At 71.5% G+C, this 25,421-nt stretch carries 22 protein-coding genes; 6 read left to right on the top strand and 16 right to left on the bottom strand.

What is annotated here, in order from left to right; all coding sequences use genetic code 11:
- The first annotated feature begins 116 nt into the window (after positions 1-116).
- Positions 117-1,811, top strand: a complete 1,695-nt coding sequence (locus D3273_RS07725; RefSeq protein WP_245501055.1) for an electron transfer flavoprotein-ubiquinone oxidoreductase — start codon at positions 117-119, stop codon at positions 1,809-1,811.
- Positions 1,812-1,996: 185 nt separating this feature from the next.
- On the opposite strand, the gene D3273_RS07720 is transcribed toward D3273_RS07725, so the two are convergent.
- Positions 1,997-2,392, bottom strand: coding sequence for an MAPEG family protein (locus D3273_RS07720; protein ID WP_129225151.1), 396 nt, complete (start codon positions 2,390-2,392; stop codon positions 1,997-1,999).
- A gap of 248 nt (positions 2,393-2,640) precedes the next feature.
- Here D3273_RS07720 and D3273_RS07715 point away from each other — a divergent pair, with 248 nt between their 5' ends.
- On the top strand, positions 2,641-5,925 hold the full coding sequence (locus tag D3273_RS07715) for a transglutaminase family protein (protein ID WP_129225149.1): 3,285 nt from the start codon (positions 2,641-2,643) through the stop codon (positions 5,923-5,925).
- A 49-nt stretch (positions 5,926-5,974) separates the two neighbouring features.
- On the opposite strand, the gene D3273_RS07710 is transcribed toward D3273_RS07715, so the two are convergent.
- From D3273_RS07710 to D3273_RS07680, 7 genes are all read right to left on the bottom strand, one after another.
- Positions 5,975-6,610 (bottom strand): glutathione S-transferase family protein, encoded by a 636-nt coding sequence (locus D3273_RS07710; protein WP_129225147.1) that lies wholly within the window; start codon positions 6,608-6,610, stop codon positions 5,975-5,977.
- Positions 6,611-6,665: 55 nt separating this feature from the next.
- On the bottom strand, positions 6,666-7,250 hold the full coding sequence (locus D3273_RS07705) for an exopolysaccharide biosynthesis protein (protein WP_129225145.1): 585 nt from the start codon (positions 7,248-7,250) through the stop codon (positions 6,666-6,668).
- A 117-nt stretch (positions 7,251-7,367) separates the two neighbouring features.
- Positions 7,368-8,051, bottom strand: a complete 684-nt coding sequence (locus tag D3273_RS07700) for an HAD family hydrolase (RefSeq protein WP_129225143.1) — start codon at positions 8,049-8,051, stop codon at positions 7,368-7,370.
- 46 nt (positions 8,052-8,097) lie between these two features.
- Entirely contained in the window at positions 8,098-8,541 is a 444-nt protein-coding gene (gene rnhA / locus D3273_RS07695) for a ribonuclease HI (protein WP_129225141.1), read from the bottom strand.
- Positions 8,538-9,500, bottom strand: coding sequence for a homoserine kinase (locus D3273_RS07690; RefSeq protein ID WP_129225140.1), 963 nt, complete (start codon positions 9,498-9,500; stop codon positions 8,538-8,540). Before D3273_RS07690 ends, rnhA begins: the two co-directional genes overlap by 4 nt.
- A gap of 218 nt (positions 9,501-9,718) precedes the next feature.
- Complete coding sequence (gene ispH / locus D3273_RS07685) at positions 9,719-10,714, bottom strand: 4-hydroxy-3-methylbut-2-enyl diphosphate reductase (protein WP_129225138.1); 996 nt, start codon at positions 10,712-10,714, stop codon at positions 9,719-9,721.
- A 288-nt stretch (positions 10,715-11,002) separates the two neighbouring features.
- A complete protein-coding gene (locus tag D3273_RS07680; RefSeq protein ID WP_129225136.1) occupies positions 11,003-11,308 on the bottom strand; it encodes a DUF1127 domain-containing protein in 306 nt (101 codons plus the stop codon).
- A 125-nt stretch (positions 11,309-11,433) separates the two neighbouring features.
- Between D3273_RS07680 and D3273_RS07675 the strand changes: the two genes are divergently transcribed.
- Positions 11,434-12,336 carry a LysR substrate-binding domain-containing protein gene (locus D3273_RS07675; RefSeq protein ID WP_129225134.1) on the top strand — a complete coding sequence of 301 codons (903 nt, stop codon included), beginning with the start codon at positions 11,434-11,436 and terminating at the stop codon, positions 12,334-12,336.
- Here D3273_RS07675 and D3273_RS07670 read toward each other — a convergent pair.
- Together D3273_RS07670 and D3273_RS28145 are read right to left on the bottom strand one after the other, a co-directional pair.
- Positions 12,329-12,487 (bottom strand): Flp family type IVb pilin, encoded by a 159-nt coding sequence (locus tag D3273_RS07670; protein WP_129225132.1) that lies wholly within the window; start codon positions 12,485-12,487, stop codon positions 12,329-12,331. The two genes, D3273_RS07675 and D3273_RS07670, sit on opposite strands and share 8 nt — an antisense overlap.
- Positions 12,488-12,614: 127 nt before the next feature.
- Positions 12,615-12,848, bottom strand: a complete 234-nt coding sequence (locus D3273_RS28145) for a hypothetical protein (protein WP_165359416.1) — start codon at positions 12,846-12,848, stop codon at positions 12,615-12,617.
- Positions 12,849-13,087: 239 nt separating this feature from the next.
- On the opposite strand from D3273_RS28145, the gene D3273_RS07660 reads away from it, so the two are divergent.
- Positions 13,088-14,470 carry a glutamate--cysteine ligase gene (locus D3273_RS07660; RefSeq protein WP_129225128.1) on the top strand — a complete coding sequence of 461 codons (1,383 nt, stop codon included), beginning with the start codon at positions 13,088-13,090 and terminating at the stop codon, positions 14,468-14,470.
- Between the two features lie 281 nt (positions 14,471-14,751).
- Here the strand turns inward: D3273_RS07660 and D3273_RS28140 are convergent, their stop codons facing one another.
- Together D3273_RS28140 and D3273_RS29085 are read right to left on the bottom strand one after the other, a co-directional pair.
- Complete coding sequence (locus D3273_RS28140; RefSeq protein ID WP_165359415.1) at positions 14,752-14,922, bottom strand: hypothetical protein; 171 nt, start codon at positions 14,920-14,922, stop codon at positions 14,752-14,754.
- A 63-nt stretch (positions 14,923-14,985) separates the two neighbouring features.
- Positions 14,986-15,348, bottom strand: coding sequence for a porin (locus D3273_RS29085; RefSeq protein WP_245501054.1), 363 nt, complete (start codon positions 15,346-15,348; stop codon positions 14,986-14,988).
- Positions 15,349-15,392: 44 nt separating this feature from the next.
- Here D3273_RS29085 and D3273_RS07650 point away from each other — a divergent pair, with 44 nt between their 5' ends.
- The gene (locus D3273_RS07650) at positions 15,393-15,641 is read left to right on the top strand and encodes a PsiF family protein (protein ID WP_129225126.1); all 249 of its coding nucleotides are present in this window, start codon (positions 15,393-15,395) and stop codon (positions 15,639-15,641) included.
- 16 nt (positions 15,642-15,657) lie between these two features.
- On the opposite strand, the gene betC is transcribed toward D3273_RS07650, so the two are convergent.
- From betC to ettA, 4 genes are all read right to left on the bottom strand, one after another.
- On the bottom strand, positions 15,658-17,196 hold the full coding sequence (gene betC, locus D3273_RS07645; protein ID WP_129225124.1) for a choline-sulfatase: 1,539 nt from the start codon (positions 17,194-17,196) through the stop codon (positions 15,658-15,660).
- Positions 17,197-17,386: 190 nt separating this feature from the next.
- Positions 17,387-17,824: a CHRD domain-containing protein gene (locus D3273_RS07640; RefSeq protein ID WP_207210731.1), complete on the bottom strand. Its 438-nt coding sequence runs from the start codon at positions 17,822-17,824 to the stop codon at positions 17,387-17,389.
- Positions 17,825-17,907: 83 nt separating this feature from the next.
- Positions 17,908-21,303 carry a class I SAM-dependent DNA methyltransferase gene (locus D3273_RS07635; RefSeq protein WP_342634257.1) on the bottom strand — a complete coding sequence of 1,132 codons (3,396 nt, stop codon included), beginning with the start codon at positions 21,301-21,303 and terminating at the stop codon, positions 17,908-17,910.
- Positions 21,304-21,567: 264 nt separating this feature from the next.
- Complete coding sequence (gene ettA / locus D3273_RS07630; RefSeq protein WP_129225122.1) at positions 21,568-23,223, bottom strand: energy-dependent translational throttle protein EttA; 1,656 nt, start codon at positions 23,221-23,223, stop codon at positions 21,568-21,570.
- 187 nt (positions 23,224-23,410) lie between these two features.
- Between ettA and D3273_RS07625 the strand changes: the two genes are divergently transcribed.
- On the top strand, positions 23,411-25,393 hold the full coding sequence (locus D3273_RS07625; protein WP_129225120.1) for a P-loop NTPase fold protein: 1,983 nt from the start codon (positions 23,411-23,413) through the stop codon (positions 25,391-25,393).
- The last annotated feature ends 28 nt before the right edge of the window (positions 25,394-25,421 follow it).

The raw sequence follows: 25,421 nt of genomic DNA, 5'->3' as shown, positions 1-25,421 counted from the left end.
GTCGACTCCATGGTGTTTCCACCATACCGGAGATCATAAACGCCGCATTTGCACCGGTGGACCACAATCCCTAGATAAGGCGCACGGCACGAGGGCGGACAGGGAACGGGATCGACATGGTCGAGGGCAACGGCGCGACGTCGGCATTCGAAGCGCCGGCGCGCGAAGCGATGGAATTCGACGTCGTGGTGGTGGGCGCCGGGCCCGCCGGCCTGGCAGCGGCGATTCGGCTGAAGCAGCTTCAACCCGACCTCGGCGTCGTCGTGCTGGAAAAAGGCTCGGAGGTCGGCAGCCACATCCTGTCCGGCGTCGTCGTCGACCCCGCCGGGCTCGACGCGCTGCTCCCCGATTGGCGCGGCCACGACGACCGGCCGCTCACCGTGCCGGTGACGGACGACCGCTTCTACTACCTCGGCCCCGCCGGCGGCCTTCGCCTGCCCAACGCCCTGATGCCGAAGCTGATGAGCAATCACGGCAACTTCGTGGGCTCGCTCGCCACCGTGTCGCGCTACCTCGGCCGTCAGGCCGAAGCGCTCGGCGTCGACATCTATCCCGGCTTCGCCGCCGTCGAGGTGCTCTACGGCGACGCCGGCGAGGTCGTCGGCGTCGCGTCGGGCGACATGGGCGTCGGCAAGGACGGCGCCGTCACCGACGGCTACACGCGCGGCATGGAGCTGCGCGCCAAATACGTGCTGGTGGCCGAGGGCGCCCGCGGCTCGCTCGCCAAGGGCCTCATCCGCCGGTTCGACCTCGACGCGGGGCGCGACCCGCAGAAGTACGGCATCGGCCTGAAGGAGCTGTGGGAGGTGCCGGCCGACACCCACAAGGCCGGCCTCGTGCAGCATTCCTTCGGCTGGCCCCTCGGCAACCGCACCGGCGGCGGCTCCTTCATGTACGGGATGGAGGACAACCTCGTCAGCGTCGGCTTCGTGGTCCACCTGAACTACGAGAACCCGACGCTGTCGCCCTTCGACGAGTTCCAGCGCTTCAAGACCCATCCAATGATGGCCGACACGCTGAAAGGCGGCAAGCGCCTGGCCTACGGGGCCCGCGCCATCACGGAAGGGGGCTGGCAGTCCGTGCCGAAGCTGTCGTTCCCGGGCGGCGCGCTCATCGGCTGCGCGGCGGGTTTCGTCAACGTTCCCCGCATCAAGGGGTCCCACAACGCCATCCTCAGCGGCATGATGGCGGCCGAGCATGCCGTGCGGGCGCTCGACGCCGGACGCGCCAACGACGAGCTCGCGAGCTTCGAGGACGCGTGGCGGTCGTCGGCGATCGGCACGGACCTGAAGCGCGTGCGCAACGTCAAGCCGCTGTGGTCGAAGTTCGGCACGATGCCCGGCGTGGCGCTCGGCGGCATCGACATGTGGTGCGAGCAGGTCTTCGGGGCGTCGCCCTTCGGCACGCTGAGCCACGGCAAGCCCGACCACGCCACGCTGAAGCCGCTCGCCGAGGTGACGCCGATCGCCTACCCGAAGCCCGACGGCGTGCTCAGCTTCGACAAGCTGTCCTCGGTCTACCTGTCGGGCACGAACCACGAGGAGAACCAGCCGGCCCACCTCGTGCTGGCCGACCCGTCGATCCCGATCGCCCGCAACCTGCCGCTCTACGGCGAGCCGGCGCGGCTGTACTGCCCGGCAGGCGTCTACGAGGTCGTGTACGCCGACGAGGCGAGCAAGACCGAGCCGCGGTTCCAGATCAACGCCCAGAACTGCGTCCACTGCAAGACGTGCGACATCAAGGACCCGTCGCAGAACATCACCTGGATCCCGCCCGAGGGGGGCGGCGGGCCGAACTACCCGAACATGTGACAGCGGGTCGGCGAAGCCGTCCGCGGCTTCGCGCGCGGGCACCTCCCGCCGACGGCCCCGCTCGACACCGCGCCCCCGCATCGCTTGGCGGCACGGCGCCTGGGTGGCGGCATCGGGCCGTGTCGCCTCACGGGGGCGAATATCCGCCCGGGGGAGCGCACCGCCCCGCCGGGCGAGGCTTCCCGTCAGCCATGCAGGTCGGCGACGATGACCATGATCAGTCCGGCCAGCGACACCAGCCACACCAGCGACCGCACGTAGGGCACCCCGAACGCGTAGAGCGGCAGGTACACGACCCGCGCCCAGAAGTAGAGCGACACGCCCCAGCCCGTCAGGGCGCCGTTTCGGCCGCCCACATGCGCGATCAGCACCGCGCCGATGAACAGCGGCAGCGTTTCGAACAGGTTCATCTGGGCCCGCTGCAGCCGGCCGGTGATGACGCCCACCGGCGGCCCTTCGTCGTCGCGGGCGCTGGCGTTGTAGGCCGTGCCGGTCTCGATCGTGCGGAGCTGCGACGGCAGGCCGATGTAGATCAGCGCCAGGACCAGCGTCCAGGCCAGGGTCGTGAGTTCGGTCGTCATCGCGCGTCGTCCTGCCCCGGGGTTGGTGATGGTGCGTTGCGAAACGCTTCGAACCCGCTTTGGGTGCATGGCTCGCCTGCGGCCGGCGACCGGTGGCGATCCCCCCTTGCACGGCGCGCCTCGCACGCACCGGGCCGGCCCAACATTTGAGCACGCCGTGTGGTTGACGACGGGGGATGCGGCCCGTACGGACCCGCCAAGCCCTTTGCGGCATTTTCATCCCACGACAGTTCCCGAAGGAGGCCGCGATGCCGGTGCGCGCCGCGATCAATCACGTCACGGATTATCGCTACGACCGGCCCGTCTCGCTGGGGCCGCAGGTGATCCGGCTGCGGCCGGCGCCCCATTGTCGGACCGAGATCCCGAGCTACGCGCTGAAGGTCAGCCCGCAGAGCCACTTCATCAACTGGCAGCAGGATCCCCACGGCAACTGGCTGGCGCGCCTCGTCTTCACGGAAAAGACCGATCACCTGCGCATCGAGGTCGACCTGTCGGCCGAGATGGCGGTGATCAATCCGTTCGACTTCTTCGTCGAGCCGATCGCCGAAACCTTTCCCTTCAGCTACGACGCCGAAACGCGCGCGGAGGTCGCCGCCTACCTCGACGACGCGCCGCCCACCCCGCGGGTGCAGGCCTTCCTCGACACGGTGTCGCGCGAGCCGCGCCGCTCGATCGACGTCCTGATCGACATCAACACCCGCCTGTCCAACGAGATCGCCTACGTCATCCGTTTGGAGCCGGGCACCCAGGAGCCCGAGGAAACGCTGACCAAGGCGTCGGGCTCCTGCCGCGACTCGGCCTGGCTGATGGTGTCGATCCTGCGCGGCCTCGGCCTCGCGGCGCGCTTCGTGTCGGGCTACCTGATCCAGCTCCGGGCCGACATCGATCCCGTGTCGGGCCCGCTCGGCACCCGCCACGATTTCACCGACCTGCACGCCTGGGCCGAGGTGTACCTCCCCGGCGCGGGCTGGATCGGGCTCGATGCCACCTCGGGCCTGCTCTGCGGCGAAGGCCACATCCCGCTCGCCGCGACCCCGCATTACCGGGCGGCGGCGCCGATCTCGGGGGCCCTCGACCCCTGCGAGATCACCTTCGACCATTCCATGGAGGTGACGCGCGTCGCCGAAGCGCCGCGCATCTCCCTGCCCTTCTCGGACGAGGCCTGGGCGGCGCTCGACGCGCTCGGCCGGCGCGTGGACGCCGACCTGCGCGCCGGGGACGTGCGGCTCACCACCGGCGGCGAGCCCACCTTCATCTCCATCGACGATTTCGAAGCGCCCGAGTGGAACTCCGAAGCCGTCGGCCCCACCAAGCGCGGCTTGGCCGACCAGCTGATCCGCCGCCTGCGCACCCGCTTCGCGCCGGGCGGCTTCCTGCACTACGGCCAGGGCAAGTGGTACCCCGGCGAAAGCCTGCCGCGCTGGGCCTTCGCGCTCTACTGGCGCAAGGACGGGCTGCCGATCTGGCGCGACCCGGGCCTCATCGCCAGCGAAACCGGGCCGAAGAGCGCCAGGATCGAGGACGCGCAGCGGCTCATGGGGGCCATCGCGCACCGGCTCGGGCTCGAACATTCCTACGTGCAGCCGGCCTACGAGGACCCCGCGCACTGGCTGCTGAAGGAAGCCCAGCTCCCGCGCGAGATCGACGCGCTGCAGTCGCCGGTCGGCACGGTGGAGCAGCGGGCGCGCATCTCGCGCGTCTTCGCCCGCGGCCTTTCCACGCCCGCCGGCTACGTCATGCCCATCACCCGCTGGGGCCGCGATTGGGCCAGCGAGATCTGGCACACGCGCCGCGAGAACATCTTCCTCACCCCCGGCGACTCGCCGCTCGGCTTCCGCCTGCCGCTGGAATCGCTCGACTACATCCCGCCGAGCCGCTTCCCCTACGCGGCCCCGCAGGACCCGACGGAGCCGCGCGCGCCGCTGCCGGACCCCGACCAGCTCACCACCATCACGGAATCGCGGGCCGCGAAGCCGCTGTCGGTGCCCCCGGCCGACTACAACCGCAACGACCCCGAGGTCCGCACCGCCTTCGCGGTGGAGCCCCGCGACGGCCAGCTCTGCGTGTTCATGCCGCCGGTGGACCGGCTGGAGGACTACCTCGAGCTGATGACGGCCGTCGAAGGCGCCACGGCCGACCTCGGCCTCACGGTGCACATCGAGGGCTACGACCCGCCCTACGATCCCCGCATCAACGTCATCAAGGTGACGCCGGACCCGGGCGTCATCGAGGTCAACGTCCAGCCCGCGGCGAGCTGGGACCAGGCGGTGGAGATCACCCGCGGCCTCTACGAGGACGCGCGCGCGGTGCGGCTCGGCGCCGACAAGTTCATGACGGACGGGCGCCACACCGGCACGGGCGGCGGCAACCACGTTGTGCTCGGCGGCGCGACGCCGAACGACTCGCCCTTCGTGCGCCGGCCGGACCTGCTGAAGAGCATCATCCTCTACTGGCAGCGCCACCCGTGCCTGTCGATGATGTTCTCCGGCATGTACATCGGGCCGACCAGCCAGGCGCCCCGCATCGACGAGGCCCGCCACGACGGCCTCTACGAGATGGAGGTGGCGCTGAGCCAGGTCCCCGGGCCGGAGGAGCCCAACATCCGGCCCTGGATGGTGGACCGGCTGTTCCGCAACCTTCTCGTCGACGTCACCGGCAACACCCATCGCGCCGAAATCTGCATCGACAAGCTGTGGTCGCCGGACAGCGCCACCGGCCGGCTCGGCCTCGTCGAGTTCCGCGCCTTCGAGATGCCGCCGGACGCGCGCATGAGCCTCGCCCAGCAGCTCCTGGTGCGGGCGCTGGTGGCATGGTTCTGGCGCGAGCCGCTCGACGGCGCGCTCGTGCGCTGGGGCACGTCGCTGCACGACAAGTTCATGCTGCCGCATTTCGTCGAGCAGGACTTCGCCGAAGTGCTGCGCGACCTCGCGGGCGCCGGCTACGAGCTCGACCCCGCCTGGTTCGACGCGCAGCGCGAGTTCCGCTTCCCGCATTACGGCACCGTGGAATATCACGGCGTGAAGCTGGAGCTCAGGCAGGCGCTGGAGCCGTGGCACGTGCTGGGCGAGGAAGGCTCGTCCTCCGGCACGGCGCGCTACGTCGATTCCTCGGTGGAGCGCGTGCAGGTGAAGCTGTCCGGCGCCACCCCGGGCCGCCACGTCGTTCTGTGCAACGGGCGTCCCGTGCCGCTGACCGCCACCGCGGTGGCGGGCGAATACGTGGCGGGCGTGCGCTTCAAGGCGTGGCAGCCGTCGCGCTCCATGCAGCCCTTCGTGCGGGTGCAGGCGCCCCTCACCTTCGACATCGTCGACCGGTGGTCGCAGCGCTCGATCGGCGGCTGCGTGTACGCCGTGTCGCATCCCGGTGGCCGGAGCTACGACACGTTCCCGGTCAACGCCTTCGAGGCGGAAGCCCGCCGCCGCGCCCGGTTCACCGGGCTGGGCCACACCAGCGGCACCATCCCGGTGCCGCCCGAGGAGCGCGTCGGCGAGTTCCCGATGACGCTGGACCTCCGCCGCCCGGCCTGGGTCTGAAGGCGGCCCTTCTCCCACCCACCCGCCGGGAGAAGGGTCCTGCCGGGGTTCAGGCTTCGCCGTAGACTTCCAGCGCGCGCCGGACGCTCGGCCGCGCCTTCATCCGGTCGAAGTGGGCGGCGACGTTCGGCGGCAGCGCCACCTCGACCTGCGGCGCCCAGCGCTCGCAGTAGAACAGCGCCGTGTCGCCGATGGAGAAATTCGGCCCGCCCACGTAGGGCTTTCCGGCGAGCTGACGGTCGATGATCGCGAAGCCCTGCTTCACCATCTCCAACCCTTCGGCCTTGGTGGTCGCCTGCCCGAGCCCCGCCTTGTGGAGGAGGTCCTTCGGCTCGAACTTCGCCGGCATGAAGACGCGGCCGAAGGCTTGCCCGTGCAGCGTGCCCACCGCGTAGTCCATGATCTCGATCATGCGGACGCGGTCCTCGACGCCTTCGGGGATCAGCTTGGCGTCGGGGTTGGCCAGCGCCAGCCAGGTCGCGATGGCGCCATATTCCGTGAGCTTCGAGCCGTCGTCCCGGACGAGCAGCGGCACTTTCTTCTTCGGGTTGATCGTTTCGAAGGGCTCTTTCTTGTTCTCGCCGCCGAGGACGTCGACCTCTTCGAGATCGAACTTGGCGCCCAACTCATCCAGCAAGACGTGGATGCCGATCGCACAAGTGTGCTTGCCCCAATAAAGCTTCATCGATTTCCCTCCCCGACGTGGATGCGGAGGGCAACGGCGCGGATCCGAACGGGGTTCAGACGAGGTTGCGGATGGCCTCGACGACGCCGTAGATGAAGCTCGCACTCAGGGCCACGCCGACGGCGCCCGCCGCCATGCCGCTGAGCACCAGCACGCCGTCGCGCTCGATCTGCCCGAGACCGAACAGGCACACGGCGAGGCCATAGGGCACCTGGCCGATCAGCGGCGCCGCCAGCAGCATGCCCACCGACATCAGCAGCAGCAGGATGGCGCTGAGCAGGGATGCGAGCCGCGGCTCGAACACGGACAGCCGCGGCCGCGACCAGCGCTCCAGCCGGCTGACCACGGGAAGGGCGCGCTTCACCGCCCGCAGCACGTCGCTGCGCGCCACCGAGCCCCGCAGCACCACGCCCGGGAACCAGGGCTCCGGGCGGCGGACCAGCATCTGCAGGGCGATCATGATGAGCAGCAGCGCCGACACGGTCGGGATCGGCGGCGGCATGGGAAGGCAGTTCGGGAGCCCCAGCAGCACGACGAGGATCGCGAATGAGCGCTCGCTCAGTATGGCGAGGATGTCTCGGAAGCTGATGCGCTCCTCAGGCTCGGCGGCGAGCAGAACGAGAACCTGGGACAACCGCATCTGGAACGTCGAGGCCTTTCCCGCTTCGTCACGCGACGACAGGTAACGCCGCGCACCGGCAAAAGGAAGCGCGGCATCGCGGCACCTGCGCCGGTGCGGCAGAGATGGGGACGGTGGTCAGGGTGCGGAAGGGGTTCCGGCATCGAGGCCGAGGTGCCGCTTGACGAAGCCCATCAGCCGGGGGTCGCGGTAATCCTGGATCAGCAGCCCGGCGCCGCCCTTCCGCAGGCCGTTCTCGTCGAGCGCCGAGCCGATGCCGACGACCGGCAGCCCGGCGGCCAGCGCCGACGCGAGCCCCGACCCGGAATCCTCGAACGCGACGGTGCGGGCCAGGTCGCCGCCGATCATGGCGGCGGCGGTGAGGTAGGGCATTGGGTGGGGCTTCGGGCTCTCGACCTCGTCGCCGGGCACCACGGCCTTGACCCGGCCGCGGATCCCCAGCGCTTCGAGCACCAGCTCGGCATTGGCGCGGGGCGCGTTGGTGACGACCGCGTAGGGGATGCCTTCGGCGTCGGCCCAGTCGAGCAGGTCCATCAGGCCCGAGGCGGGGTCGACGTCGGTGACGAGCGAGCGGTAGCGCGCTTCCTTGTCGTCCATGACGGCCGCATGGTCGGCGGCCGGCACATGCCCCAGGAAATGCGCCGCGATGGCGCGGTTGGGCTGGCCCATGATGAAGGTGCGGTAGTCTCCCCAGCTCAGCTCGACGCCATGGGGCGCCAGCACGGTCTGGAAGGCCGAGAAATGGAGGTGCTCGGTGTCGACGAGCGTCCCGTCCATGTCGAAGAGCAGGGCTGGTGTCATGCCCGGACCCTACAGGGCGAGGCGACGGTTGGCGAGCGCCGGCCCGTCACCGCCGCAGGAACGGCGCCATGCCCTGGCGGGCGAGCAGGTCGGCGCGCTCGTTCTCGGGGTGACCGGCGTGGCCCTTCACCCAATGCCAGCGCACGGTGTGGCGGGCCGTGGCGGCGTCGAGCTGCTGCCACAGCTCCATGTTCTTCACCGGCTTCTTGTCGGCCGTGCGCCAGCCGTTGCGCTTCCAACCCGCCATCCAGCCGGTGATGCCGCCGCGCACGTATTGGGAATCGGTGTGGAGGTCGACGTCGCTGCGCTCGTCGAGCGACTGCAGCGCCGTGATGGCGGCCATCAGCTCCATGCGGTTGTTGGTGGTGTCGGGCGCGCCGCCCTTGAGCTCGCGGTCGGCGCCGGCGAGCCGCAGGATGGCCCCCCAGCCCCCGGGACCGGGGTTGCCCGAGCAGGCGCCGTCGGTCCAGATCGTGATCGTGTCGGTCATGCGAAGCCGTATGCCTCCGCCGAGCTTACCGTCCGGTGAAAGCGCAGCTTGGCGAGGTATTCCTTCGGGTCCTTGGGCCTCACCAGCGCGCCCGGCGGCACGTTCAGCCAATCGACGAGGCGCGTGAGCATGAAGCGCAGGGCGGCGCCCCGGGCCAGCACCGGCAGGGCCTCGACCTCGGCCGCCGACAGCGGCCGCACCGCCCGGTAGCCGTCGAGCAGCGCCCGTCCCCGGGCGGGGTCGAAGGCGCCGTCCGGCGCGAAGCACCACGCGTTGAGGCAGACCGCGAGGTCGTAGCTGAGCGCGTCCGTGCAGGCGAAGTAGAAGTCGATGAGCCCGCTCAAACGGTCGCCGAGGAAGAACACGTTGTCGGGAAACAGGTCCGCGTGGACCACCCCCTCGGGCAGGCCGCGCGGCCAGCGGTCGGCGAGCACCGCGAGCTCCTCGCGGACCAGCGCCGACAGGCCCGGCGCCACGCCGTCGGCCCCGGGACCCGCGGCGGCGAAGAGCGCGGGCCAACTGTCGACGGACAGGCCGTTGGGGCGGCGCAGCGGGAAATCGGCGCCGGCGCGGTGCAGTTCCGCCATCGCCCGGCCGAGCGCGCCGCAATGCTCCGCCGAGGGCTGCTTGATCCACACGCCGTCGAGGAACGTCACCAATGCGGCGGGCCGGCCGTTGAGGGTGCCGAGCGCCTCGCCGGCGCGGTCGCGCACCGGCCGGGGGCAGTTCAGCCCGCGCGACGCCAGGTGGTCCATCAACCCGATGAAGAACGGCAGGTCGTCGGCGGACACGCGCTTCTCGTAGAGCGTCAGGATGAAATTGCCGCCCTCGGTGTGGACGAAGTAGTTCGAGTTCTCGACCCCCTCGGCGATGCCCTTGCAGGACAGCAGCGCGCCCATGTCGTAGCGGTCGAGGAAGGCGGAAAGCTCGGCGTCGGAAACGTCGGTATAGACGGCCATCGGGGTTCCCGGTGTGGAGATGCCGCTCAGTACCGGCGGGGTCGGGCCCGGTCAAACCGCCCGGAAGGATCGGGGGCGGCCGCCCGACGGGGACGGCCCCGAAATGCGAAAGGCGGCCCCGCCCGGGACCGCCTTTCGCGTTCGATCGTGTCCGACCGCCCCGGATGCCGCGGCCCGCCTTCGCGCCGGCCGTGGACCGGGGCGACCGGCGGCCCGCGTCACTGCGCGGCGGCGACCGCCATGGGTTCCTGGATGGCGCGCAGCTCGCGCGGCAGCGGGAAGAACATGGTTTCGGTGACGGTCGCCACGGTCTCGACCTCGATCGTGTAGCGCTCCGCGAAGGCGTCGATGATCTCCTCGACCAGCACCTCGGGGGCAGACGCGCCCGCCGTGATGCCGATCTTGCGGATGTCGCCCAGCGGCGCCCAGTCGATGTCGGACGCGCGCAGCACGAGCTGGCTGTTCTTGCAGCCGGCGCGCTCCGACACTTCCTTCAAGCGCTGCGAGTTCGACGAATTGGCCGAACCCACCACCAGCAGGGCGTCCACCGTGTGGGCGATCTGCTTCACGGCGTCCTGCCGGTTGGTGGTGGCGTAGCAGATGTCTTCCTTGTGGGGGCTGACGATGTCGGGGAAGCGCAGCTTCAGCGTTTCCACGATGCCCTGCGTGTCGTCGACCGACAGCGTGGTCTGCGTCACGAAGGCGAGCTTCTTCGCCAGGAACTCGGGCGACGCCTCGTCGGCCAAGCGGTGCACGTCGGCGATGTTCTCGACCAGGATGACGGCGCCGTCCGGCAACTGCCCCAGGGTGCCCACCACCTCGGGGTGGCCGGCATGGCCGACCAGGATGATGGTGTGGCCGCGCCGATGATGCAGCTCGGCTTCGCGGTGGACCTTGGTCACCAGCGGGCAGGTCGCGTCGATGTGGAAGAACTTGCGGGCGCTGGCCTCGGCCGGCACCGCCTTGGGGACGCCGTGGGCCGAGAAGATGACCGGCGCGTCCGTGGGCGGGATCTCGTCGAGCTCCTCGACGAAGACGGCACCCTTCTTCTTCAAGGATTCGACGACGTATTTGTTGTGCACGATCTCGTGGCGGACGTAGACCGGGGGACCGTAGATCGACAGGGCCTGCTCGACCGCGTCGATGGCGCGGATCACGCCGGCGCAGAAGCCGCGCGGCGCGCAGAGCAGGACTTGAAGCGGCGGTTTGGTCATCGATCTCATCCGGGCATCGTCGGTTGGGGTTTTTGCGGGAACGGCGCGCGAGGGTCAAGCCGACGCGCTGTCCCGCCTCCACTTTCGACCGCTTTCGAGATAATCACCCGCGCGACGGAGCTGAAGGGGCGACCCCGCGGTTTCGCTCCCCCCGAAGGTGCGGGGGCGGAGCGGCGATCCCCGATGCCGGAACCGACGACGCGGCCGAACCGGTCCGGCGGCCGCGCAAAAAAGCGGCGATCATTCGCAAGAACGAAGATCGCCGCTCCATTCATCAAAAATTAAGATTTAGGCAGCGCGCTTGGCCGGCGCGGCCCAGGCCTGGGCTTCCTGCGCCAGGGCGCGCTGGTTCTGGCGCTGCTCGCGGGCGCGCTCGGCCAGCACCAGGGTGCCGTCGGTCAGCGCGGGTTCGACGAGGGCGGCGGCGACGTCGAAGCGGGTGAGGCCGATGTCGCGCAGCATGTGGTCGTCGAGGGAAGCGAGGCTGTGGACCACGCGGCGGTGCTCCCCGGCTTCGCGCAGACGGGTGGCGAAACGGATCGCGGCCGACGTGACGGCGGCGAAGACGGAGGGGGCGGAGTTGGGGGAGTGCATCGTTTTTGTCCTTTTCGGTGCCCGCACCATAGGCAGAAAACGCCGATCAGGGAAACGAATGTTCTTGATGCCTGCCATCGCTTTCTGTCATAGCTCGCGCGCGACACTCAGGCCGGACGGTCCCCATGGCGGCGCTCCTCGACACCGACCAGCTCAGAAGCTTCATCGCCATCGCCGACACGGGCACGTTCACGCGTGCCGCCGAAGCCGTCCACAAGACGCAGTCGGCGGTGTCGATGCAGATCAAGCGCCTGGAAGAAACGGTGGGGCGCCCGCTGTTCGAGCGGGACGGCCGGGCTTCGCGCCTGACCGACGAGGGCGAACGGCTGCTCGACTATGCCCGCCGCATCGTCCGCCTGTCCAACGAAGCCCTGGCGAGTTTCGCCGAAACCGAACTCGCCGGCCGGGTCCGGCTCGGGCTGCCGGACGACTATGCCGAGCGTTACCTGCCCGAGATCCTGGCGCGCTTCTCGCAGTCCAACCCGCGCGTGGAGGTGACGGTGGTGTGCGAGCCGACGCCCATGCTGATGGAGCGCATCGAACACGCCGACATCGACCTCGCGATCATCACCCACGTGTCGTCGCGCGGCTCCGCTTCGGTGATCCGGCGCGAAAGGCTCCTGTGGGTGACCTCCGGGCGGCACGCCGTGCACGAACAGGAGCCGGTGCCCTTGGCGCTCGGGCGGACCTTCTGCACCTGGCGGCAGGCCGCCACCGCGGCGCTCGACGGGCGCGGCAAGAACTACCGCGTGCTGTATTCGTCGTGGAACTCCACCGCCGTGGGGGCGGCCGTTCTGGCGGGGCTCGCCGTGTCGGTCCTGCCGGAAAGCGCGCTCCGGTCCGGCATGCGGGTCCTGGGCCCCGCCGACGGCTTCCCCACCCTGCCGTCGTGCAAGATCGCCCTCGTGCGCAACCGCGCGGACCCGTCCCCGCTCTGCGACGCTCTCGCGGGCCACATCGTGTCGAGCCTCGACAACCTGTCGGCGCCCGCGGAGAAGCCCGGCGGGGACGCCGACGCGCTCACCTGAGGCCGTCGGCGGCCTGGCCGTAGTAGCCGACGACGAGCCTGGTCCCGATGGAACGCGCGGCCGCCACGATGCCGATCGAGACCAGGCACGCGAGGAAGCAATATTCGATCGCGGTGGCGGCACGGACGTCGCGCCAGAAGCGGATCAACACGGGGCTCGGACCTCGAAACCTTGCTGGAACGGCAGCCTGCCACGCCGGCGTTAACGGAACGCACGCCCCCCAAACGAAAAACCCCGGCCGAAGCGGCCGGGGTCCGATGCCTGCGAAGAGGCTGCGATCACATCGCCTTCTTCTTCATCATCTTCTTGTGGGACATCTTCTTCGAAGCCATCTTCTTCTTCATGGGCTTCTTCATGGTGGTGTCGGCGGCCGGCGCGGCGGTGTCACCGGCGGCCGGGGCGGCGGCGGCACCCGCGTCCGGGGCGGCGGGAGGGGTCTGGGCGACCGCGACGCCGAAGCTGAGGACCGAAGCGGCGCAGGCCAGGGCCAGGGTCTTCTTGAGCGAATTCATGGGGACTCCCTTTTATCGTTCGCCGCCGCCGCCCCACCGGGGGTCGGGCGACTCGACCTGCACGCAACGCACGGCCCTTGGCTTAGTTTCTCCTAGGTTCCGTTTCGGAGGCGATTCCGCCGGTGTGATGCGAACGGGGCACGTTGCCAGCCCCGTCGCACTTGCCTAACTGAAGCGCGAGGCCGCACGGCCATTCCCGCCGGCCGCGCTCGGCCGGCCATCAGGCGTGAAAGCACCGTATGGCCCGCGACACCACCGACACGACGCCGATCACCGCGCGCGACGACCTCGTGGGCTGGATCGCCGAAGGCTGCAAACCCGGCCAGTCCATCGGCATCGAGAACGAGAAGCTGCCCTTCTACCGCGACACGCTGGCGCCCGTGCCCTACGACGGCGACCCCGCGACGGGGCGCGGCGGCATCCGGGCGTTGCTCGACGGGCTGGCGGAGCGCCAGGGCTGGGAACGCATCCTGGACGACGGGCGCCCCATCGGCCTCGCCGACGACGCCGGCACGGGCGGGGCGGTGTCGCTGGAGCCGGGCGGCCAGTTCGAGCTGTCGGGCGCGCCGCTGAAGACGGTGCACGAGTCGAAGGCCGAGCTCGCCGCCCACCTCGACGCCCTGAAGGCCGTGGCGGAGCCGCTCGGCATCGGCTTCCTGGCGCTGGGCGCCAGCCCCAAATGGACGCTCGCCGAGGCGCCGGTGATGCCGAAGGGCCGCTACCGCATCATGGCGGGCTACATGCCCAAGGTGGGCACGCGCGGGCTGGACATGATGTTCCGCACCTGCACGGCGCAGGCCAATCTCGACTTCTCGAGCGAGGCCGACATGGTGGCGAAGCTGCGCGTGTCGCTGGCGCTGCAGCCCATCGCGACGGCGCTCTTCGCCAACTCGCCCTTCAAGCACGGGAAGCCGAGCGGCTACCTGTCCGAGCGGTCCCACATCTGGCGCGACACCGACAACGCCCGCGCCGGCATGATGGCTTTCGCCTTCGAGCCCGGCATGGGGTTCGAGCGCTACGTCGACTATGCGCTCGACGTGCCGCTGTACTTCCTGAAGCGGGGGGATCGCTACCACGACGTCAGCGGGGGCAGCTTCCGCGACCTCATGGCCGGGCGGCTCGCCGCCATGCCGGGAGAGCGCGCGACCCTGTCCGACTGGGCCAACCACCTCGGGACCATCTTCCCCGAGGTGCGCCTCAAGCGCTACCTCGAGATGCGCGGCGAGGACGTGGGCTCGGCCGAGATGATCGTCGCCCTGGGGGCGCTGTTCGGCGGCATCTTCTACGATCCCGACGCGCTCCAGGCGGCCTCGGACCTCGTGGCGCCCTGGACCGCCGAGATGCGCCAGGACCTGCGCGACGCGGTGCCGGCCGAAGGCTTTCGCGCCACGATCGGCGGGCGGACGGTGCGCGACCTCGCCCGCGACATGTTGGCGATCTCGCGGCATGGGCTGGAGCGCCGGGGCCTGCTCGACGCCGGAGGCCGCGACGAGGCGCAATACCTCGCGCCGCTCGACGCGCTGGTCGAGCGCGGCCAGACGCGGGCCGACATGCTCCTGGAACGCTATCACGGCGCCTGGAACGGCAGCATCGATCCGGTCTTCGCCGAATGCGCCTATTGAGGATGGGTGCCGAGGTTCCGCGCCGCGGGATGCCAGGACCGCGCCTCATCCGGGCTGCGGTCGCCGACGGGCCGGATGTCGTGCGGGATCGGCCTCGTCCTGCCGCACGGCCGGCGCGGACGACGGGCCCGGCCTGATCGGCCCGACGCGGCCCCGCACCCGCCCTCGACGCGACACGGGTCCGACGCACCCTCCTCAGGATGCGGGAGGAGAGGGCCGCGCCCGCGCGTCCCGGACGACGGATCGCGACGGTGACCGGGCTGCTTCGGCCGCTTCTACGCTCACTTCGCCGCTGGGATCGCGCCCGACGGGCAGGTGCCGGCCGGCTTGGTGCCGAACGGGTTGGCGATGAAATAATCCGCGCATTTGTCGCAGCCCGCCAGACCGGAGGCGACGACGAGCAGCGCCAGGATCCGGCAAAGGCCGGCGCGGCAGGCAGGGCGGTGGAGCATCTCAGGGGTCCTCGTTCGGCGGCAACATGCCGCCCGCAGCGTTAACGGCGCCTGACCGGCCCCTCAGCGGCTCGTGCCGATCGTCGCGCCCTCGACGCGAACGAGGCCGCCGACCCTGACGCAGGTGTCGGATCCCGGGATGCGGACATAGCCCTCGCCGATCTCCGGGCAGGCCCTCGGCTTCGCGTCGGGCTCTTTCCTGGGGCGGGTGAAGGCGGACGCGGGCGATGCCGCGAGCAGCGCCACCGCGGCCAGGCAGATCGTCATCCTCGCCATGTGCACCCCCGTGGCGTCACCGTAGCGCGGCGCCGGCGCCGGCGCTGTTGCGGCGGCGACACGCCCCGCCGCAATCGCCGCCGCGCCCTCCAGGGCCGCCCGGCACGCCTTGCGGGCGACGGGCCCCCCGCCCAGGCTCCCGGTGGACACGGGCCGGTCGATTCGCGGCCGGCCGCGTCCCGGATGGATCCGCCATGACCAAGCTCACCCTCGCCGCCGCTTTGGCGCTGTCGCTGTCGAGCGCCGCCGCCTTCGCCCAGGCCGCCCCGGCCGCCGCGCCCGCGATGGCCCCCGCCGCCTCGACCGCCGCCCCGATGATGAAGAAGGGCCAGAAGCCGCGCACCGCCCAGTCGCTGGAATGCTCCAAGAAGGCGGATGCCGCCAACGTCCACGGCAAGCCTCGCTCCGCCTTCATGCGCAAGTGCAAGGACGGCAAGGCGTAAGGCGCCGCTCCGGCGATCAGGGCTCCGGCTCCCCCCCGCGCGCGGGGACGCGGGGGAAGCGCGCCATGGTTTCGAGGTCGTCGAGGTCCATCGTGTTGCGCATGTACTGCTTCGTGGCGTCGCGGAACGGCTGGTAGTCCCAGGGCTTCGTGACGCCGGTCATCAGCGCGGCGTCGACGAGGCGCCGCCGGCGCTGGCTGTCGCGCACGGCGCGGTCGAGCGCCGGCAGGTCCCACCGCCGCGCCGCCTCGGCGCGGAACTCGGCCACCCGCTCCGCCGCCGTCGCCTCGCCGGCGAGGTTCCTCAGCTCCTCCGGGTCGGCGTCGAGGTCGTAGAGCTGGTCCGGGTCGGCCGGGGAATGCACGAACTTCCAGCGCCCCCGCCGCAGCATGACCAGCGGCGCCACCGCGCCTTCCGCGAGATATTCCCCCAGCACCTCGTCGTGCCCCCCCTGCCCGGCGAGGTGGGGCACGAGGCTCCGCCCGTCGACCGGGCTCGCCAGATGGGCGACGTCGCCGCCCGCGATCTCGACCAGCGTCGGCAGCACGTCGACCAGCGACACCGCGGCGGAAACCCGTCCCGGCGCGAAGCGGCCCGGCGCCGACACCACCAGCGGCACGCGGCACGCCCCCTCGAAGAAGCTCATCTTGTACCAGAGCCCGCGCTCGCCCAGCATCTCCCCGTGGTCGCCGAGGAAGAGCACGACCGTGTCGTCGAGCCCGGCGGCGTCGAGCGCGTCGAGCAGGCGGCCGAGCTGGGCGTCGCAGAACGAGATGGCGCCGTAATAGGCGTGGCGGGCCCGCCGGACCTGCTCGTCCGTCACGGGCTCGGCGTCCATGGCGCAGACGTGGCGGATGCGCGCCGTGTGGGGGTCGGCCGCCACGTCGCCCATGCCGATCCGCGGCATGTCGACGGCGTCGTGCGGGTACAGGTCCCAATAGGGCCGCGTGATCGCGAAGGGATCGTGCGGGTGGGTGAGGGACGCCACCATGAGGAAGGGGCGGCGGTCCTTGGAGCGGACGTGGTCGTAGATGGCCCGCTCGGCCGCGAAGGCGACTTCCTCGTCGAAGTCCATCTGGTTGGTGCGGACGCAGAGTCCGGCGTCCGTCACGGACGACATGTTGTGGTACCAGCTCGGCCGCTCGGTCGGGCGCTCCCAATCGGGCGTCCAGCCGTAGTCCGCCGGGTAGATGTCGGTGGTCAGGCGCTCCTCGAAGCCGTGGAGCTGGTCGGGCCCGCAGAAATGCATCTTGCCCGACAGCACCGTGCGGTAGCCGAGCCGCCGCAGGTAGTGGGCGAAGGTGGGGATGTCGGCGCGGAACTCGGCGGCGTTGTCGTAGCCGCCGGTGCGCGACGGCAAGGCGCCCGTCATGAAGGCGGTGCGGGACGGCGAGCACAGCGGGCTGTTGCAATAAGCCCGTTCGAAGACGGTGCCGCGGGCGGCGAGCCGTTCGAGGTTCGGCGCCTTCACCAGCGGGTGCCCGTGGATGGGCAGGAACCGCGGCGCCAGCTGGTCCACCATGACGATGAGGATGTCGGGCTGAGGTCTGGCCATGGGTCCCCGCGGATGGTGCCGCACGAGATCACCAGCGCCGGGCCCCGGGGGCTGACGGGAAGACGGTCGTTTCTGCCCCGGAAACGACCGTTCGGGGGTTTCGCACCGGGCACGCGACGCCGCCCGGAACGGCTCCCCCGCCCCGGCCTCGCCGCCGCGACGGAGGCGACCGCGGCGGGGCGGACGGGCGTCAGTTCGCCTTGACGACCTGGCCGCGCATCTCGCCGCCCTTGTTGGCCGCGGTGTGGACGTTGAAATACATGTCGCCGTCCGTCAGGGCCTTGGCCTGCTCGTCCGTGAGGGTGACCATGCCCTTGATCGGGCTGGCGAGGTCGCCGTTGATCGGCACCATTACGCCGGCGTTCTTGCCGACCGGCGCGGGTCCGTGGAAATGGGCCGCGGTGGCGGGGCCGGTGAGGCCCGAATAGGACACGCCGTAGCTCAGCATCTTGGAGCCCGTGTCGTAGGTGGCGGCGAGCTGGCCCATGCCCTGGCTGTTCGTGACGGGCGGCACCTCGCTGGAGGGCATGATCATCGCCTTGTAGTTCACCGTCTCGGCCGAAGCCGGGATCGCCGCTGCCATCAGGCCCGCGAAGGCCATCCCGGCCAGCATCATCGTCGAACGCATGGTGTTTTCTCCCTGGGCGGCCGAAGCGCGGCCGGTCCACCCGTTATGGGGCGGCGGCCGTCGCGGCCAAGCTCGGGCGTGCCTCAACGGCGGCGCGGCAGGGCGAAGCTGCGGCCGTCGCCCGTGCCGACCTCGCCCAGCCGATGCAGCGCGAGCAGGATCGTCGACACCTTCGGGGCGACGCGCCGGCCCTGGCGGAACGCCGACGCGATGGCGTCGGCGTCGAGCGCCCCGGCGGCGCGGGCCAGCGCCGCGATGACGACGGCGGTCTGGCCCACGTCGTCGGGCGGGAAGGCCGCCTTCGGGGTGGGCACGGCGGGGCGGGCGGCGCCGGCGGGGAGATCGAGCCCGGCTTCCTCGAAGCCGCCGGGCCCCGGGGCCTGCAAGGCGGGGCGGAGCCAGCGGACGCGCCCCCGCCGCTCCTCCGCGCCCCGCTCGGCGTTCAGCGCCACGAGGCGCGACAGCAGGTCGCCGTCGGCGAGATCCCGCGGCCAGCCGTAACCGTCGAGCACCGCGCGGTCGAGCCGCCGGTGCAGGTCGTCGAGGATCAGCACGAGGCCGCGGTCGTAGATGCGGCGTTCGGCGGGATCGAGGTCGCCCGGGCGCGCCCCGGCCCGGATCCGGTCGCGGACGTTGTAGAGGCCGGTCAGGGTGAGGCTCGGATGATCGGCCAGCACGCGCCCGCGATGCCCGTCGAGCTCCTCCGCCACGGCGGCCACGAGGGCCCGCTCGGCCGCACCGGCGGCCGGGAACGGGAAGGGATCGAAGCAGCGGGACTTCGAATAGCGGGGGTCGTTGCCGACCCCGAGCCATCCGCCGGCGCGCAACGCCCAGGCGCCGTGCACGCGCGACGACAGGACGCCCAGGTGGAACGCGTCGTCGGAGGCGACGACGACCAGCATGTTGTCCGGCACGGTCGCGGCAGGCAGGAACCGAAAGACGCGATGCTTGGCGGTCTCGACCGTCGCGATGTAGCGCGGCAGGCCGTCGAGTGCCGGGCGCAGTTCCGATCTCGGCTTGCCGAACAACCACCATCGATCCGCATAGGCCTGCGCGTCGCGTCCGCCGGATTTCAGGTATTGCGCCTCGCGCTTCGGTCTCACCTCTGCGGCGAGGTGCTGGTACACCTCCGGGAAGCGACGGCGCACCGCCTCCTCGTCGAGGCCGAAGAGGTCGATCACGAGCGCGCCGCGCGACCGGGCGGTGAGGTCGCGACCGTTGCGGTAGGGGCGGATGTGTTCCTCCAGGCCCGGCCGCCGGCCGAGGCCGAGGTGTTCCGCGGCGGCGGGCGACACGATGAAGCCGGCCCCATGCAGGGACATGCCGCGCGACGAAAGCCCCTCATTCGCCAGCAGCGCCCCGGCATCGGCGACGGAGGCACCCGTGGCCAGGTCGGCGTGGATGACCACGTTCTCGGTCCGGGCGACGTCGAGCCGCGGCGCGTCCGTGTCGAGCCCGGCCTCGGCCACGACCTCCAGCAGCGTGCCGGAGTGGCGCCCGGCCGTGCAGACCGTCATGGCGATGCGGACCGCCGCGGCGTCGCGGCTCGCGCGCGTCCAGGGATGGTCCGGCACCGCGAAGACGATCGACACGGGCCGCTCGGCCGCGAGGTGCCGCGCCACGATCCGGCGCTGGAACACCTGCGAGATGGAGTTGGTCGTCACGAAGCCGAAGCGGCGCAGCGCGGTGCCGTCGCGGGTCAGCAGCGCCGCCGCGCGGTGCCACCAGTACATGACGTAGTCGGCGGCGTCGTTCATGGCCGGGTAGGCGCGCCACAGCGCCTCGGCGTAGGCGTCGCCGAGGCGGGCGCGGATGTCCTTGCCGCCCATGAAGGGCGGGTTGCCGACGATGAACTCGGCGGCGGGCCAGGCGGGCACCGCACCGTCCGGCGCCAGCACGGCGTCGCAGGCCGAGACGGGATGCTCGTCCCTCAGCACCGGATCCTCGGGGAGGCCGCCCCGGTCCCGCAGGTGCCATTGCAGGTGGCCGATCCACAGCACGAGCTCGGCGATGGCGGCGGCGCGCCGGTTGATCTCCAGGCCGATGAACTGGCCGGGGCCGACGCTGTGCGACCCGAGGCCCGTCAGCGCTTCCTGGCCGCCGAGGGCCGCGAAGGCGTCCAGCACCTCGCCTTCGAGGCGCTTCATCAGCTCCAGGGCGACGGACAGGAAATTGCCCGTGCCGCAGGCGGGGTCGAGCACGCGCGTGCGGCACAGACCGAGGTGGTAGGCCGCCACCGTGTTGCGGGCTTCGGCCATGCGCCCGGCCTCCTTCTGGCCCTCCGCGGTGGCGCGGGCGACGAGCCAGTCGTCGCGCAGCGGCTCGATCACGGTGGCGACGACGAGGCGCTCGACGAAGGGGCGCGGCGTGTAATGCGCGCCGAGCCGCCGCCGCTCGACGGGGTCGAGGGCCTGCTCGAGCAGCGTGCCGAAGATGGAGGGGTCGACCTCGCGCCACGAGTGGGCCGCCGCGCGGCGAAGCTCGCCGATCTCCTCGCGGTCGAGCGGCAGCACCCGCGGGTCCTTGAAGAACGCCCCGTTGAACCGCCGCACATGCGCGTCGATCGCGTGGGCGAAGCCGCCGGTGTCCATCGCTTCCCAGAGCTGCCGGACCTTGGGGGCGAATTTCGAGGGATCGGCCTCGCAAGCCTCCAGCACGGACGCGAAGGCGGCCGACGGGAGGAGCCCGACCCCTTCGGCGAACATGGTGAACAGGCAGCGCATCAGGAACAGCGCGACCTCCTCGGCCGGGTGGCCGCGGCGTTCCAGGGCGCGCGACACGGCGGCCAGGCGCTCCGCGATCGCGCGCGTCACGGCTGCAGCCTCGCGCGCCGGGTCGAGGCCGAGCGGGTCCGTCCAGATCCGGCGCAGGCGGTCCCGCACCTCCGCGCGGCCGAGGTCGTCGAGCGCGATCCGGAAGGTCTGCCGGTCCGGGAACTGGTGGTAGACCTTCCCGTCCCGCCGGAAATTGGCATACACCTCGAAGCAACGGCCGACGTCGCAGACGACGAGAAAGGGCGGCGGCTCGTGCCCCGCCGGCAGCAGGGGCACGTAGCCCTCCGCCTGCCGCCGCGCCTTCAACATCAGCACGTCCCACCCCCGGCCCGGCGCAGGGGCGGGCTGGATCAGGTCCGGGAGGGTGGGCTGCGCCGCGAGGCCGCCGCGAGCGCCGCCGAGCCGCGACTGCTTGGCTTCGAGGATGAAGCAGCCGCGCTTGTAGAGGTGCATGCGGGGATGGGTGACGGTGCCGTCGCGCTCCGGCCTGTCGAGCACGCGCTCGAACACGTAGTCGTTGCCGGCCGAAGCGGCGTCCGCCGGGTCCGGCCGGGGCAGGTCGAGCGCGTCGCACAGCTCGACCAGGAACAGGGGGAAGTTGGCCCGCTCCTGCCCGCCCTCGCGGTCGCGCCAGCGGGCGATCAGCGCCGCAGCGCGCGCGGCCTCGTTGTGCTCGGTCTGTCGGCTCCGGTCATCCACGGCCACAGGCTAACGGCACCCGCGAAGCGTGCAACCAACCTGTCAAGACTACCTTGGAATGAATAATCGCTCAGGTTGCGATATCGTCGGATCGACAACCTGCCCCGCGAACCGTTCGGCCGATCCCCGATGGGGGGCCAGAAACGCTCCGGTTCACTCCTGATCCCGCGCGGCATCACGGCGGGCGTCCCCGCCCTCGATCGTCCGGACCTCGCCCGCTCCGCATCCTCAGGGGTCCCTCCCCGGCTGCGCCGGGAAGGAACTCCCGCGTCAGCGCGAGAACTTCTTGTACTTCATGCGGTGCGGCACGATCTTGTCGACGCCGAGGCGGCGCTTCTTGTCCTCCTCGTAGTCGGCGAAGTTGCCCTCGAACCATTCGACGTGGCTGTCGCCCTCGAAGGCCAGCATGTGGGTGGCGATGCGGTCGAGGAAGAAGCGGTCATGGCTGATGATGACGGCGCAGCCCGCGAAGGCGAGCAGCGCGTCTTCCAGCACCCGCAGCGTGTCGACGTCGAGGTCGTTGGTCGGCTCGTCGAGCAGCAGGACGTTGGCGCCCTTCTTCAGCATCTTGGCGAGGTGGACGCGGTTGCGCTCGCCGCCCGACAGCGAGCCCACCTTCTTCTGCTGGTCGCCGCCCTTGAAGTTGAAGGCCGAGGCATAGGCGCGGGAGTTGATCTCCTTCTTGCCGAGATAGATGATCTCGTTGCCGTCGGAGATCTCCTCCCACACGTTCTTCTTGGGGTCGAGGGAGTCGCGCGACTGGTCAACGTAGCCGAGCTGCACCGAGTCGCCGATCTTCAGCGAACCGGCATCGGGCGTGTCCTGGCCGGTGATCATGCGGAACATCGTGGTCTTGCCGGCGCCGTTCGGCCCGATGATGCCCACGATGCCGCCGGGCGGCAGCTTGAACGACAGGTCGTCGATCAGCAGGCGGTCGCCGAAGCCCTTCTTGAGGTGGTCGAACTCGACGACGTTCTGGCCGAGCCGCTCCGCCACGGGGATGACGATCTGGGTGATCGAGGGCACGCGGTCCTCGCTCTTCGCCACGAGGTCCTCGTAGCGCTGGATGCGGGCCTTGGACTTCGACTGGCGGGCCTTGGGCGAGGAGGCGATCCACTCGCTTTCCTGTTCCAGCGCGCGCTGGCGCGCCTCGTCCTCGCGGCCTTCCTGCAGCAGGCGCTTCTGCTTCTGCTTCAGCCAGGTCGAATAGTTGCCCTCGTAGGGGATGCCCCGGCCGCGGTCGAGCTCGAGGATCCAGCCCGTGACGTTGTCGAGGAAGTAGCGGTCGTGGGTCACGATCAGGATCGCGCCCGGGTATGACCGCAGGTGCCCTTCGAGCCACGACACCGTTTCGGCGTCGAGATGGTTGGTGGGCTCGTCGAGCAGCAGCATCTCGGGCTTCTCGAGCAGCAGCTTGCACAGCGCCACGCGGCGGCGCTCGCCACCCGACAGGCTGTCGATGTCGGCGTCCTCGGGCGGGCAGCCCAGCGCGTCCATGGCCTGGTCGACCTGGGCGTCGAGGTCCCACAGGTTCTGCGCCTCGATCTCGTCCTGGAGCGCCGTCATCTCGTCGGCGGTCTCGTCGGAATAGTTCATGGCGAGTTCGTTGTAGCGGTCGAGGATCGCCTGCTTCTTGGCGACGCCGAGCATCACGTTGCCGCGCACGCCGAGCGCCGGATCGAGGTGGGGCTCCTGCGGCAGGTAGCCCACGCGCGCGCCTTCGGCGACGAAGCCCTCGCCGGCGAACTCCGTGTCGATGCCGGCCATGATGCGCAGCAGCGTCGACTTGCCCGAGCCGTTGATGCCGAGGACGCCGATCTTCGCGGTCGGGTAGAAGGACAGGTGGACGTTGTCCAGCACCTTCTTGCCGCCGGGATAGGCCTTGGTGAGGCCCTGCATGTGATACACGAATTGATTGGCTGCCATGGGGATCGGGCCGTCGCGCGCGAGAGGATCAGGGGTTGGCCCCGGAGGTAGCAGCCCCCCGGTGCGCGTTCAAGCGCGCCCCTCCCCCGCCGGTCTCGCCCCGCGCGCGGGGGGCCGGGGGCCGGGCCGCCTCACAAGCGTCAAGCTCAAGCCGTATCGCCCGGCGCTGGCCACCCAGGAGTCGCTCGTGACATCGACCGCCGTCGCATCGTATCAGCCGGTTCCGCCGGAACCGGCTCCGCTCGCCCGCAACGGGGTGGCGGACGCGCTGCCGGTCTTCGCCAGCGACGGCGCTCCCGCCGGCGACCCGTCCGCGGCCGGCCCCCTGGCCGAACTCGCCGTGCACCGCCGGGCCGAGACGCCCTTGTCGATCGGCATCTTCGGCCCGGCCGGGTCCGGCAAGACGCGCCTGCTGGCTGGGCTGGTCGACGCCGTCGAGCGGATCGCCGCGGCGGCCGGCGCGGCGTCGAGCGCGACGCCCTTCCTGTCCCGCGTGGTCGTGGCCCGGGCCGAGGCCGCGCCCGGGCGGGGCGCCGTGCCCCTCCTCGTGGGCGCCGTGCTGTCGGCCCTGGCGCAGGACCATGCCGCCTTCGCCGAGGACGCCGTCCACGCCGGCGGCGACCCGCGCGAAGCGGCGCGCCTGGCCGGCGAGCGCGTCAACGCCCTGCGCCGCTCCCTCGACGGCGAACGGCAAACGCTCGACGAGCTGTCGAGCCGCCGCGCGCGCCTCACCGACGCCGTCCTGTTCGACGCCGCCGGATCGCGGCTCGACGGGTTCGCGCGGGCCAACCGCGGGCGCATCGAGGCGCGGCTCGCCGCCTTCGGCCTGGGGACGTCCGACCCGATCCGCACTTTCAAGGAGCTGGTGCGGCAGGGCGCCGAGGCCGGGGGCGGCTCCCGCCTCGGCATCACGCTGCGCTCGCTGTGGGCCTTCAAGGGCCAGGGCCGGCTCCTCGTGCTGGCCGGGCTGCTGGCAGCGCTGGGCTGGGCGGCGGGCCTCGGCGCCGACGACCCCGACGCGGCCGCGGCCTGGCTCGCCGGCTTCGGCGACCGTTTCGCCGCCGCGACTGACTGGGCGCGCGCCCATCTCGACCTGCTGCAGCCGGTGAGCCGCATCGCCTTCGCGCTGGCGGCGCTCGCCGTGCTGGCCGACATCGTGCGGGCGGCGCGGTTCCTCGGGCCGGTGTTCAAGGGCGTCGCCCTGCTGAGGGGCGACCTGGCGGCGCGGCGCCGCGACCTCGACGGCCTGCTGGCGCACCAGACCCGGCGCGTCGACGGGCTCGCCGCCGAAGCGGAGGTGGCCGGCCGCGGCGCGGATGCGGCGCAGCGGCGGGTCGAGGGGCGCCGGGGCGGCGGCCTGTCCGACCATGGCGCCGCGCTGGCGGGCGACCTGTTCGGCCTCGCCCGCACGCCCGAAACGGCGGCGGACGGCTTCTTCGCCACGCTCGCCGCCGGCATGGCGGCGGGAGACGGGACCGCGCCGGAGCGGATCGTCGTGGCGCTCGACGGGCTCGACCGGCTGCCGCCCGCGGAAGCGGCGGCCCTGCTCGGCGCGGCACATCGCCTGCTCGGCCGGCCGGGCTTCGCCCTGGTGGTGGCGCTGGAGCGGGACGCCGTCGCGGCGGCGCTGGGCGAGTTCGACCCCGCGGGCGCGGCGGCGCGGCTCGACCGGGCCGTGGGGGTGACCTACGACCTCGGCGCGGCGCCGTCGGATGCGGCCGCCCTCGCCGCCCGCCTGCTCGACCCGCGGGTGGAGGAGCGCCCGGCGGCGCCCGCCGTCGACGCGTCGCGCTCGGCGCTGGACCGGGCCTACGAACCCTTCGAGGGCGAACTGGTCGGCCGCCTCGCCCCCTTCGCGGGGGGCACGCCCCGGGCGGTGAAGCGCTTTGTCAACGCCTACCGCGTGGCGCGGGCGGACCCTCGGCTGTCCCGCGCCGCGCCGGCGAGCTTCGCCATGCTGGCCTTGAGCCTCGCGCTCGACGGCACGGGCGCGGGCGGCGAGTTGGCGGGGTTCGACGCCGACGTCGCCCGGGGCAAGGTCACCGTCGACCCGTCGTCGGAGTTCGGGCGGGCCTTCGCGGTGGCGGTGGCGACGGTGGGCCAGCAGGTCGGCGCCGACGACCTGCGGCGCGGGCTCGCGGTGGCCCGCAGCTACGGTCGCCGGGGCTGAATCGTCCAACGAAGCGCACCCGAGACCT

The organism is Lichenibacterium minor (genome assembly GCF_004137685.1).
Classification (GTDB): Bacteria; Pseudomonadota; Alphaproteobacteria; order Rhizobiales; family Beijerinckiaceae; genus Lichenihabitans; species Lichenihabitans minor.
Note: the sequence above shows the minus strand (reverse complement) of the source record. Positions and strands in the feature narration are given on the sequence as shown.